This window comes from Pseudomonas sp. Pse35 (assembly GCF_024519715.1).
GTDB classification, from domain to species: Bacteria; Pseudomonadota; Gammaproteobacteria; order Pseudomonadales; family Pseudomonadaceae; genus Aquipseudomonas; species Aquipseudomonas paracarnis.
This window is the reverse complement of record NZ_JALJRP010000007.1, coordinates 194,051-206,887: the sequence shown is the minus strand read 5'-3', so window position 1 is coordinate 206,887 and position 12,837 is coordinate 194,051. Positions and strand designations below refer to the sequence as shown.

Sequence of the window (12,837 nt, the reverse complement as noted above, 5' to 3'; positions counted from 1 at the left end):
AGGTGACGTTCACCGGGGTCTGCGCTGGGTTGGTCAGGGTGGCGGTGTAGGTGATCTGGCCGCCTTCGGTCACGGTCGAACCAGCGGTCAGGGTGACCGTGGTGGTGTCGATCGAATCGGTAATGGTGGTGACCGCTGGCGTGGTATTCGGTACCAGGTTCTCGAAGTTACCGCCCGTTGCGCCCGTGATCGTGGTGCTGACCGTCGAACCGCTGTTGTAGACGTCGTTAGCTGGCGTATCTACGACAACGCTGCCCGTCGATTCACCGGCCTTGATCGTGATCACCGAGCCATTGCTCAAGGTGACATTCACCGGCGTCTGCGCCGGGTTGGTCAAGGTGGCGGTGTAGGTGATCTGGCCGCCTTCGGTCACGGTCGAACCCGCGGTTAGGGTGACCGTGGTGGTGTCGATGGTGTCGGTGATCTGCGTCACGGCCGGGTTAGGGTCGATGGTCAATACCAGGTTGCCGCCACCGGTGGTGCCCGTAACGCCCACGCTGATCTGGCTCGGGTCGTTGTACGGGGTGTCGTTGGGCGCCAGGGGTACGTTGACCGTACCGGTCAGTTGGCCTGACGGGATAGTAATCACCGCGCCATTGGACAAGGTGACGGTAAGGTCGCTGCTGGATGGTCGCGTCACGGTCGCGGTGTAGGTCAGCACACCACCGGCTTCGGTGATGGTGGGCGTTGCGCTCAGGGACAGGGTCGAAGGCTGCAGCACCAGGTTGCCCGCATCAGCTGAGCCTGGGGCGCCGGTCAGCGCGTTGAGAGCCGAAGTACCCTGTCCAAGCGTACCGGTGGGGAAGCCGATGGTCGGATCGACACGGCCGGCGGTCGCGTCCAGCACCACGAAGCTGTGGCCACCCCCGGCTGCGCCGTTACCGGCAGCGTTTGCGCCGGCGGCAGTGGCTTCCAGGTCGGTGGTCGGGTCGGCGCCAGCGGCGATGGCTTGTTGCAGCTCGGCAACCGATGGCGCGGCTTGCTCGCTGGCAGCGGCGAGGTCGAGGCTGGAGTCCGGCAGGTCGGCGCTCCACTGGGTGTCACGGCCCAGGTCCAGAATGCGACCGTCGGCCAGCTCCAGGCTCACGGCGCCCGACATACCGGTGTCGATCTGGTCGCCCGCGAACAAGCGATCACCTTCAACGAGGACGCGCCGAGCACCTTCCGGAGAAATAACGAAAACTTGACCAACAATGCTTTTGACGATGGCAACAACACTGCTCATTAAAATTTTCTCCGGCGATCCGTTTCGACAAATTCCATTTCGCAGCGCGCTATTAGGGCTGCCAATTGGGAGGGCGTAGTCTATATATGCATTGACGTCAAATAATTGGCTAGATTTTTTAGCTATCTAGTTAGTGCCAAACTATTGACCTTAGGGCCGCCATCCTAAACAATCGGCCCCGTAATGTCACATTGATATTTATGCGGCGAACCGTCCTACATGTGTGTGAAGCAGTTCCGCTTTTTGAACTTTCCGACGTACGGTCATTACGGTAGCCATTATCCGACGCAGCGGTGCCAATCGCTGTGATTTGAGACAAGAAGTCCTAGGGAATTTTAAATGCGTCTGCACCTGTTCAAGGCAATACCGTTCGTTCTCGCCGCCAGTTTCGTACAAGCCCAGACACTGCCCCAAGCCATGCAACAGGCATTGGATGTACACCCGGAAATCCAGGCAGGTGTTAACAGCCGCATCGCTGCCGATTACCAATTGCGCGCCGCACAAGGCGGCTACCTGCCGCGTGTCGACCTGAACGCCGGTTACGGCCGCCAAGGAACCGACAACGCCACCACCCGCGCCAACAATCCTGGCGGCAATCACTGGGACACGCTCAACCGCGGTGAATCCAGCCTGCGCCTGCAGCAAATGATTTTTGACGGTTTCGCCACCTCCAGCGAAGTCGGGCGTCAACAAGCCAACGTTAATTCCCGCGCTTACTCTTTGCTCGGGACTTCCGAGCGCACCGCGCTGACCGTTGCCCAGGTTTACCTGGAAGTATTGACCCGTCGTGAGTTCGTACGCCTGGCCGAAGATAACCTGCGCAACCACGAACGCATCTACGACCAGATCAAGTTGCGCACCGAGCGCGGCGTCGGCAACGGTGCCGACCAGGACCAGGCCGAAGCGCGCCTGGCCCAGGCCCGTAACAACTTGATCACCGAGCAGACCAACCTGGCCGATGCGCAGGTCAACTACCTCAGCGCCGTCGGCCAGATGCCCGACGAACTCGAGCGTCCGGCCCCATTCATGGCCATGCTGCCGGCAGACCTGAATGAAGCGCGTCGCCAGATGCTCGACAACAGCCCGATCCTGCGTTCGGCCGAGTCGGATATCTCTGCCGCCGAGAAGCAGTACGACGCCGCCAAGTCCAACTTCTATCCGCGTTTTGACGCTGAATTGGGTACCAACGCCGACAACAACGTCTCCGGTGATCCCAACCACAGCAATGGTTGGGAAGCCATGGTGCGCATGCGCTTCAACCTGTTCGCCGGTGGCAGCAACAAGGCCGACCTGCAATCGAAGTCCTACCAGGCCAACCAGGCGCTGGACATCCGTAACAATGCCTTGCGCCAACTCAATGAAGAACTAGGCTTGGCCTGGAACGCCCTGAACAACGCCAATGCGCAATTGCCGGTCGCCCAGCAGTACGTGGATCACAGCACCCGCGTACGCACGTCCTACCAGCAACAGTTCAGCCTTGGTCAACGTACGCTGTTGGATTTGCTCGACAGCGAAAATGAATTGTTCACCGCTTCCCGCCGCCTGGAAGAAATCAAGAACATTCAGTTATTTACTCAGTACCGAATCAAGGCGACCATGGGCGAATTGCTCAAGAGCCAGGGAGTGGTTGCACCAATGGCCTCCGTCGTGCAGAACGACGTGAAACCTAAAGTCCAACTGCCTGGGATGAATTGAGCCACCCCAATAGCCCCATCTGTTAGTCGAGAGTGCCCCGCGTGGAACCTGAAGTCAGTCGAGTTCATCTCAGTCATGATCCACGCGCACTGCACGACGACCCGTTACTCGACGGGTTGTTGGCGCTCTGCGCCCTGCATCAAAAACCGGCCAGTGCGGCCATGCTCACCACCGGCCTGCCGCTGCCTTCGCAACGCTTGAGTGCCGAACTGCTGCCGCGTGCCGCTGCGCGGGCCGGGTTGCAAGGCCGGCTGCTGCAACGCAAGTTGGAACAGATCCCGACCATTGCACTGCCGGCGCTGCTGTTGCTCAAGGACGGTCGCAGTACCGTGCTGGTGGGCTGGGAGGGCGAAGATGAAGCGCGGATCCTGCTCAGCGAAAGCGACGGCGGTGAAGTGCTGATCAAGCGCGAAGCACTGGCCGACGACTACATCGGCAAAGTCTTCTTTGCACAGCCGCAGCACAAGTTCGACGTCAACCACGGCAGCCTGATTCCGCGGGCGCGCTCGTGGTTCCGTGACACCCTCATGCGTTCACGCTGGCTCTACACCGACGCCATCGCCGCCAGTTTCCTGATCAACATCATCGCCATGGCCGCGCCGCTGTTCGTGATGAACGTGTACGACCGCGTTGTGCCGAACCAGGCCACCGCCACCCTGTGGGTGCTGGCCGTGGGCATCTGCGGTGCCTACCTGTTCGACCTGATCCTCAAAAGCCTGCGCAGCCTGTGCCTGGACCTGGCCGGTAAAAAGACCGACCTGATCATCTCGGCCACGCTGTTCGAGCGCATCGTCGGCATGTCCATGAAATACCGCCCGGCGCGGGTCGGCAGCTTCGCGCAGAACATCCATGAGTTTCAAAGCCTGCGCGACTTCCTCGCGTCGCTGACCCTCACCAGCCTGATCGACTTGCCGTTTACGCTGCTGATCTTCCTGGTCATCGCCATTCTCGGCGGGCACCTGGTGTGGATCCCGGTGCTGGCGTTCCCACTGGCCCTGGGCATCGGCTACGCCTTGCAAAAGCCCTTGGTCGCGACCATGGAACGCACCATGGCGCTGGCCGCCGAGCGCCAGTCGAGCCTGATCGAAACCCTCGCCGGGCTTGATGCGGTCAAGGTCAACAATGCCGAGAGCGAGCGTCAGTACGGCTGGGAACAGACCATCGGTACCCTGAGCCGGCTTGAGCTTCGGGTGAAGTTGCTGTCGGGCCTGTCGATGAACATGACCCTGCTGATCCAGCAACTGGCCGGCGTGATCATGATCGTGTTCGGCGTGTACCAGATCATCGACGGCAACCTCAGCATGGGCGGCCTGATTGCCTGCTACATGCTCAGTGGCCGTGCCTTGAGCCCGCTGGCCTCGCTGTCGGGCCTGCTGACGCGCTATCAGCAAGCCAAGGTCACCATGACCTCGGTGGACCAGATGATGGAGCTGCCTCAGGAGCGCAACTTCGAAGAGCGCCCCATGAGCCGTCGCACCCTGCAAGGCGCCATCGAGTGCCGGGGCCTGAACTTCACTTACCCGAACCAGCAGAACCTGGCGCTGAAAAACATCAACCTGGTGATCAAGCCAGGGGAAAAAATCGGCATCATCGGCCGCAGCGGCTCGGGCAAAAGCTCCCTGGCCAAGTTGATCGTCGGCCTTTACCAACCCGACTCCGGCTCCTTGCTGGTGGACGGCGTGGACGTGCGCCAGATCGACGTGAGCGAGCTGCGCCACAACATCGGCTATGTCGCCCAAGACATTCAATTGCTGGCCGGCACCCTGCGCGACAACCTGGTCAGCGGTGCGCGCTACGTCGAGGATGAAATGGTCCTGCAAGCCGCCGAACTGGCTGGCGTGCACGAATTTGCCCGTCTGCATCCCCAAGGCTACGAACTGCAAGTCGGCGAGCGTGGGCAGAACCTGTCCGGCGGCCAGCGCCAGAACGTTGCCCTGGCCCGTGCGCTGCTGCTCAACCCGCCCATGCTGCTGCTGGACGAACCCACCAGCGCCATGGACAACACCGGCGAAGAACGCTTGAAGCAACGCCTGCAAGCCGTGGTGCAAAACAAAACCGTGGTGCTGGTCACGCACCGAGCCTCACTGCTCTCCCTGGTTGATCGCCTGCTGGTGGTCGACCGTGGGCAGATTCTCGCGGACGGCCCGAAAGCCGTGGTCATGGAAGCGTTGAAGAAGGGGCAGATCAGTGTTGCTTAATTCCATCAAGAGTGCGGTCGGCCGCTACTTCAAAGGCTCCGATTCGCTGCAGGGCCAGCCGCTGCCCGAGGTCAACAAGGCGCTGATCGAAGATGCGCCACGGGTCATCCGCCTGACCATCTGGGCAATCATCGCGTTCTTTGTATTTCTGGTGGTGTGGGCCGGTTTCTCCCAGATCGACGAAGTGACCCGTGGCGACGGCAAGGCGATTCCGTCGTCCAAGCTGCAGAAAATCCAGAACCTTGAAGGCGGCATCGTCGCCGAGCTGTACGTCAAGGAAGGCCAGATCGTAGAGGCTGGCGCGCCGTTGATTCGTCTCGACGACACGCGGTTTGTCTCCAACGCCGGGGAAACCGAAGCCCTGCGCCTGGCCATGCAACTGCGTGTCGAGCGTTTGAGCGCCCAGGTGGATGACCGCCCGCTGAACATCCCTGACGAGGTGCTCAAGGCCGCGCCGAGCCAGGCCGCCAACGAGCGCTCCTTGTATGAAAGCCGCCGCCAGCAGTTGAAAGACGAAGTCGGCGGCTTGCAGGAACAACTCGTGCAACGCCAACAGGAACTGCGCGAGTTCACCTCCAAGCAGGGCCAATACCGCAGCCAGTTGTCCCTGCAACGCCAGGAAATCAACATGTCCGAGCCGCTGGTGGCCCAGGGCGCGGTGTCGCCGGTAGAAGTGCTGCGCCTCAAGCGCGCCGAAATGGAAACCCGCGGGCAGTTGGACGCCACCACCCTGGCGATCCCGCGTGCTGAATCGGCGATCAAGGAAGTGCAACGCAAGATCGATGAAACCCGCGGCAAATTCCGCAGCGAAGCCCTGACCCAACTCAACGAAGCCCGTACTGAACTGAACAAGGCCGAGTCCACCGGCCGCGCGCTGGAAGACCGGGTCAGCCGCACCCTGGTCACCTCGCCAGTGCGCGGGATCGTCAAGCAGTTGCTGGTCAACACCGTTGGGGGTGTGATCCAGCCGGGCAGCGATATGGTTGAAATCGTGCCGCTGGACGACACCCTGCTGGTAGAAGCCAAGATCCGCCCGCAAGACATCGCCTTCCTGCACCCAGGGCAGGAAGCGGTGGTCAAGTTCACCGCTTACGACTACACGATCTACGGTGGCCTGAAGGCCAAGCTCGAACGCATCGGCGCCGACACCATCACGGATGAAGACAAGAAGACGACCTACTACATGATCACTTTGCGCACTGACCGCAGCCACTTGGGTACGGATGAGAAACCGCTGCTGATCATCCCTGGCATGGTTGCTTCGGTGGATATCATCACCGGCAAGAAAAGCATCCTAAGCTACCTGCTCAAGCCGATCATCAAGGCGCGGGCCGAGGCGTTGCACGAGCGTTGAACTTCAGCGCCTGTACCGACCTCATCGCAGGCAAGCCAGCTCCCACATTTGAATATATTCACCAATCAGAATGTGGGAGGGGGCTTGCCCCGGTGAGGCCGTCAGCATCACGCTACAGCTCAAACCAAACGCCATATCCATATGCGCTAACGGTATTTAAGCTTCCATCCTTATGCCTATAAATTCACTCCCCTGTCCGCCGGGAATGAATCAAATGTCTGCCACCACCGCCCTCCAAACCTTCGACATCCACCCCTTCCCCGGCAGTGTCGGCGCCGAGATCATCGGCCTGGACTTATCCCGCCCAGTCAACGACCAGGACTTCGCCCGCATCCATCGCGCACACTTGGACTACCACGTCATCGTGTTCCGCGACCAACGCATCACCCCCGAACAACAGATCGCCTTCAGCCGCCGTTTCGGCGTGTTGCAGATCCATGTGCTCAAGCAGTTCCTGTTGGCCAACCACCCCGAGATCCTGATCGTTTCCAACATCATCGAGAACGGCCAATCCATCGGCCTGGGGGATGCAGGCAAGTTCTGGCATTCGGACCTCTCATACAAAGAACTGCCCAGCCTGGGTTCGATGCTGCATGCCCAGGAACTGCCATCTGAAGGCGGCGACACTCTGTTCGCCGATATGCACAAAGCCTGGGAGCACTTGCCAGGTCACCTGCGCAACGCGGTCGAAGGCCGCAGCGCCGCGCATTCCTACACGGCGCGCTACAGCGAGACCAAATTCGAAGGCAACTGGCGCCCAACCCTTACCCCCGAACAGCTCGCCCAGGTTGCCGAAGTGGTGCACCCCGTTGTGCGCACCCACCCGGAAAACGGCCGTAAGGCGCTGTTCGTCAGCGAGGGCTTCACCACCCGTATCGTCGGCTTGCCCGATGACGAAAGCCGTGACCTACTGGCCCAGCTCTATGCCTACAGCGTGCTGCCGGAAAATATCTACCGTCATCAGTGGCAGCCCCACGACCTGGTGTTCTGGGACAACCGCTCGCTGATCCATTTGGCCGCTGGTTGCCCAAGCCAGCTGCGCCGCAAGTTGTACCGCACCACGATTCAGGGTGATGCGCCTTTCTAACCCGATAAAGCCTGCTAGGATTGCGCCCAGTTCACTCCCAACCGATTACGAGTGCTTGGCATGCAACTACCGGACATGAACCTGCTGGTCGCCCTCGACGCGTTGCTCGACGAGGGCAGTGTGGTGGGCGCCGCGCGGCGGATGAACCTCAGCCCGGCCGCCATGAGCCGCACCCTCACGCGTATCCGTGAAGCGGTCGGTGACCCGATCCTGGTGCGTGCCGGCCGTGGCCTGGTGCCGACGCCCAAGGCGCTCGAGCTGCAAGGCCAGGTGCGCAATGTGGTGGAGCAGGCTGCGTTGCTGTTCCGTTCGGCGGACCAAGTCGATTTGAGCACCTTGCGCCGCCGCTTCAGCGTGCGCGCCAATGACTTTTTCATCGGCGTGTATGGCGGGCGACTGTTCGACACCATGGAGCGTGTGGCGCCGTTGTGTGAGCTGCGCTTTGTGCCCGAAGGCGACACTGACGATGAAGCCCTGCGCGAAGGGCGGTTGGACTTGCGGGTGAGCAACACCATGCCTGCCAGCCCGGAAGTGAAGGTGCAGAACCTGTTCTCCACCACCTTTGTCGGCCTGGCACGACAAGATCACCCGCTGTTCGACGAAGAAATCACGGCGGCACGCTTTGCCAGCTACTCCCACATCAGCATCTCCCGGCGCGGCATCGCCCGTGGGCCCATCGATACCGCGTTGAATGCCCAAGGCCTGGAGCGCCGTGTGGCCATGATCGCCCCAGGCTTTCACGGTGCGATGTTCATGCTGCCCGATTCCGACCTGCTGTTGCCGGTACCCAAGGAAGCCCTCCTGAGCGCCAAGCGTCTGAACCTGCCACTGCGCGCATTTGCCTTGCCGATTCCACTGCAAACCCTGGTCCTGGCCCAATCCTGGCACCCACGCTTCGACAAAGACCCGGCCCATAAGTGGCTGCGCGAAACCATGCGCGAGAGCTGTCATGCCACCTGGCTAGAAGCCCAGCCGGTATAAAGCGAACGCGGATGAATGTGGGAGCTGGCTTGCCTGCGAAGGCGGGGTGTCAGTCACTGAATCTGTTACTGAACTGGCGCTATCGCAGGCAAGCCAGCTCCCACAGGGTTCAGTGTTGATGTTCAAAGTTGCGTCTGACGCACTTATAACCTGCCAACAAGTAACTTTTTGTCATGAGAGTGCCCGATTAAACTGCTCAGGTATTTCTCATTCCGAGTCACCTGTTCATGACGTCCCTCGCTGCCCCCGTCCTCCAGGCCGCAGCCAAACCTACGGCTCTGAGCCCACCCGTATTCGGCCCGCGCATCATCATCGGCTTGCTCGGCGTATTGCTGGCGGTACTGGTTTCCGGTCTCAACGAGATGGTCACCAAGGTTGCTCTCGCCGATATCCGTGGCGCGCTGTACATCGGCTTTGATGAAGGCACGTGGCTGGTCGCCGCCTACACCGCCACCTCCGTGGCAGCCATGGCCTTCGCGCCGTGGTGTTCGGTGACGTTTTCCCTGCGCCGTTTCACGCTGTGCGCCATCGGTTTGTTCACCGTGCTGGGCATCCTCTGCCCGTTCGCGCCGAACTACGAAAGCCTGTTGCTGCTGCGTACCGTGCAAGGCCTGGCGGGTGGCGCGCTGCCGCCGATGCTGATGACCGTGGCGCTGCGTTTTTTGCCGGCCAACGTCAAGTTGTACGGGTTGGCCGGTTACGCGCTGACCGCCACCTTCGGCCCCAGCCTGGGCACGCCGCTGGCGGCGTTGTGGACCGAATACGTCGGTTGGCAGTGGGCGTTCTGGCAGATCGTCGCGCCGTGCCTGCTGGCCATGGCGGCCGTGGCCTATGGCTTGCCACAAGACCCGCTGCGCCTGGAGCGCTTCAAGCAGTTCAACTGGCGTGGTTTGCTGTTGGGCTTCCCGGCGATTTGCATGCTGGTGATCGGCCTGTTGCAAGGCAATCGCCTGGACTGGTTCGAGTCGGGCCTGATTACCTTCCTGCTGTGTGGCGGCACAGTGTTGCTGGTGCTGTTCATGCTCAACGAATGGTCACAGCCGCTGCCCTTCTTCAACCTGCAGATGCTCGGCCTGCGCAACCTGGCCTTCGCCCTGATCGTGCTGGCCGGCGTGCTGATGGTGCTGACCTCGGTGATCATCATCCCGTCGAGTTTCCTCGCCCAGGTCCAGGGCTACCGGCCGCTGCAAACTGCGCCGGTGATGCTGCTGATGGCGCTGCCACAGTTGATTGCGCTGCCGCTGGTGGCGGCGCTGTGCAACCTGCGCTGGGTCGATTGCCGCTGGGTGCTGGGCATTGGCCTGAGCATGTTGGTGCTGTGCTGCATCGGCAGCTCGCACCTGACCTCGGCGTGGATTCGTGACGACTTTTATGGCTGGTACCTGCTGCAGATTTTCGGTCAGCCGATGGCCGTGCTGCCGCTGCTGATGTTGTCTACCGGCAGTATTCAACCCATTGAAGGGCCTTTCGCTTCGGCCTGGTTCAATACGGTCAAGGGCCTGGCTGCGGTAATCGCCACTGCGGTGCTGGATACATTGACCACCCAGCGCGGGCATTTCCATTCAACCATGTTGGTGGACCGCCTGGGCAATTCGCCCCTGGCCGACGCTGACGCGCCGGGCCTCGCCCACCGCTTGCACGAGCAGACCGTGGTGCTGACCTCTTCGGATCTTTACGTCGTCATGGCCGGTGTCGCGGTGGCGTTGATCCTGCTGATTTTCTGGATGCCCACGCGGATCTATCCGCCTCGCGCTCCGGCCTGACCTCAAGGACTTTCCATGAAACGCAAAGACAAAATTGCCGTCTCCGTTATTGCTGTATTTGCCGTCGGCGTGTTGGTTTACCTGGTTGCGCCGGGCGTACTGGGCAGCAAGCACCAGACCACCAACGACGCCTTTGTCGCCGCCGACTTCACTCTGGTGGCGCCGCGGGTGGCAGGCTTCATCAAGGAAGTGCTGGTAGAAGACAACCAGCGCGTCAAGGCTGGCCAACTGTTGGCGTTGATCGACGACCGCGATTTTCGCGCCGCCGCCCAGGCCGCCGATGCCGACACCCTGGTCGCTCAGGCCCAGCTGAAAAACGCCAGCGCGACCCTGGAGCGCCAAAGCTCGGTGATCGCCCAGGCCCAGGCCACCGTGGCAGCAGATCGCGCAGAAGTGGCGTTTGCCGAGCATGAACTGAATCGCTACAACCACCTCGCTGGCGTTGGTGCGGGCACCGTGCAGAACGCCCAGCAAGCCAAGACCCGCATCGACCAGGCTACCGCGCGCCTGGCCAAATCCACCGCCGTGCTGGCCGCCGAACGCAAGCAGGTGGAAATCCTCACCGCCCAGCGCGACGCCGCCGAAGGTGGGCTCAAACGCGCCCAGGCCGCGCTGGAAATGGCCAGTTATCAGCTGTCTTACACGCGCATTGTCGCACCGGTGGATGGCATGGTCGGTGAGCGTGCGGTGCGGGTCGGCGCCTATGTGACACCGGGCAGCAAGATCCTCGCGGTGGTGCCACTGGCCGAAGCCTACGTGGTGGCCAATTTCCAAGAGACCCAACTGTCGCATATGCACGCGGGGCAAGCGGTGCAAGTCAGCGTCGACAGCCTTGACGGCGAACTGCTCAAAGGCCATCTGGAAAGCCTGGCGCCTGCCACCGGGGTGACCTTCGCCTCGGTCAAGCCCGACAACGCCACCGGCAACTTCACCAAGGTGGTGCAGCGTATTCCGGTGAAGATCGTCCTGGAACCGAACCAGCCACTGACCGAGCGTTTGCGCGTCGGCATGTCGGTGGAAGCCAGCGTCGACACCCGGCCGGTCGCGCAACAGCGTGAGGTGGCCCAGCAATGAAACACCTCGCCTGGCTCACCTTGAGCCTGATCAGCCTGAGTGCCTGCACGGTCGGTCCCGACTTCCAGCGGCCCGAGAGCCCGCAGATCAATCAATGGAGCGAACCTCAGGGCCGACAAGCTGCCAGCCGTGCCGTCAGCGATCCCTTGCAGGAGCGCTGGTGGGACGTGTTCCACGACGCGCAGCTCTCAGCCCTGACACGCCGCGCCCTCAGCGATAACCTCGACCTGAAGTTGGCCAGCAGCCGCCTGCAACAGAGCCGCGCGGTACGTCAGGTAACCACCGCCGAGCGCTACCCGAATGTCGATGCGGGCGGCGGTTACCAGCGCAAGCGCAACAGCGGCAAAGGTTTGAACGACCCTTCCGGCGAGAATGGCCGCGCAGCCTTCAACCAATGGGACATGGGCTTCTCCGCTTCTTGGGAACTGGACTTCTGGGGCCGGGTCAAGCGCGAAACCGAAGCCGCCGACGCCACCCTGGAAGTCGCCGAAAACGACCGTCGCGCCGTGTTGTTGTCGGTACTGGCCGAGACCGCCCAGGACTACATCCAACTGCGCGGCGTCCAAAACACCCGCGCTGTCACCGAGCAAAACCTCGACGTTGCGCGCCACAGCCTCAAGCTCTCGCAATTGCGGTTGGCCGACGGCGTGGCGACCGACTTGGACGTGGCCGAAGCCGCCGCCCAGGTCGCGGCTATCGAAGCGCGCCTGCCGGATCTGCAGCAGCGTCAGGACCAGTTGATCAACGCCCTGAGCCTGCTGATGGGCGAGCCACCCCAGGCGCTGTACGCGCAGCTGTCCAAAGACGCCCCTGTGCCGCAAACACAGCGCCAGGTCGCGATCGGCCTGCCATCGGAACTCGCCGAGCGCCGCCCAGACATCCGTCAGGCAGAGGCTCGCTTGCACGCCGCCACTGCCAGCATCGGCGTGGCCAAGGGCGACTTTTACCCACGTATCACCCTGTCTGGCAGCCTGGGCTCCCAAGCCATGCAACTCTCGGATTTCGGCTCCTGGGGTTCCCGTGCCTTTGCCTTCGGCCCGCAATTGAGCCTACCGCTGTTCAACGGCGGGCGCCTGCAAGGCATGGTCGATTTGCGTGAAGCCCAGCAACAGGAAGCGGCGCTGGCCTACCAGCAAACCGTGCTACGCGCCTGGCATGAAATCGATGATCAACTGTCCCGCTACAACGCCAGCCAACTGCGTCGCGACAGCCTGGCCGAAGCGGTGCGCCAGAACCAGATCGCACTGACCACTGCGCAACATCAGTACGTCGAAGGCGTGGCGGATTTCGTCAACGTACTCACCGTGCAAAGCGCATTGCTGGCGACGCAGGAGCAGTGGGTGGAAAGCTCCACCGGCGTGTCGTTGGCCATGGTCGGGCTGTACAAAGCGCTGGGAGGAGGGTGGGAGTCGGTGTACCCGTTGCAGACCGCTGTGCGCTGAGCGAGAAAGAGTTTTTGT

General features: G+C 61.8%; 9 protein-coding genes. 8 read left to right on the top strand and 1 reads right to left on the bottom strand.

What is annotated here, in order from left to right; translation table 11 throughout:
* Positions 1-1,225: retention module-containing protein (locus tag OC445_RS09335; RefSeq protein ID WP_262020070.1), on the bottom strand; the 1,225-nt coding region annotated here is incomplete at its 3' end.
* 339 nt (positions 1,226-1,564) lie between these two features.
* Here OC445_RS09335 and OC445_RS09330 point away from each other — a divergent pair.
* The 8 genes from OC445_RS09330 (at position 1,565) to OC445_RS09295 (ending at position 12,819) form a co-directional block, all read left to right on the top strand.
* The gene (locus tag OC445_RS09330) at positions 1,565-2,920 is read left to right on the top strand and encodes a TolC family outer membrane protein (RefSeq protein ID WP_034125411.1); all 1,356 of its coding nucleotides are present in this window, start codon (positions 1,565-1,567) and stop codon (positions 2,918-2,920) included.
* 41 nt (positions 2,921-2,961) lie between these two features.
* Positions 2,962-5,118, top strand: coding sequence for a type I secretion system permease/ATPase (locus OC445_RS09325; protein WP_034125412.1), 2,157 nt, complete (start codon positions 2,962-2,964; stop codon positions 5,116-5,118).
* Positions 5,108-6,472: an HlyD family type I secretion periplasmic adaptor subunit gene (locus tag OC445_RS09320; RefSeq protein ID WP_116666400.1), complete on the top strand. Its 1,365-nt coding sequence runs from the start codon at positions 5,108-5,110 to the stop codon at positions 6,470-6,472. Before OC445_RS09325 ends, OC445_RS09320 begins: the two co-directional genes overlap by 11 nt.
* Positions 6,473-6,686: 214 nt before the next feature.
* The gene (locus OC445_RS09315; protein ID WP_198790406.1) at positions 6,687-7,559 is read left to right on the top strand and encodes a TauD/TfdA dioxygenase family protein; all 873 of its coding nucleotides are present in this window, start codon (positions 6,687-6,689) and stop codon (positions 7,557-7,559) included.
* A gap of 60 nt (positions 7,560-7,619) precedes the next feature.
* Positions 7,620-8,540, top strand: coding sequence for a LysR family transcriptional regulator (locus OC445_RS09310; RefSeq protein ID WP_003187445.1), 921 nt, complete (start codon positions 7,620-7,622; stop codon positions 8,538-8,540).
* A 227-nt stretch (positions 8,541-8,767) separates the two neighbouring features.
* Positions 8,768-10,303, top strand: a complete 1,536-nt coding sequence (locus tag OC445_RS09305; RefSeq protein WP_054896854.1) for an MFS transporter — start codon at positions 8,768-8,770, stop codon at positions 10,301-10,303.
* 15 nt (positions 10,304-10,318) lie between these two features.
* A complete protein-coding gene (locus OC445_RS09300) occupies positions 10,319-11,377 on the top strand; it encodes an HlyD family secretion protein (RefSeq protein WP_032878511.1) in 1,059 nt (352 codons plus the stop codon).
* Entirely contained in the window at positions 11,374-12,819 is a 1,446-nt protein-coding gene (locus tag OC445_RS09295) for an efflux transporter outer membrane subunit (RefSeq protein ID WP_198790407.1), read from the top strand. Before OC445_RS09300 ends, OC445_RS09295 begins: the two co-directional genes overlap by 4 nt.
* Positions 12,820-12,837 lie beyond the last annotated feature (18 nt).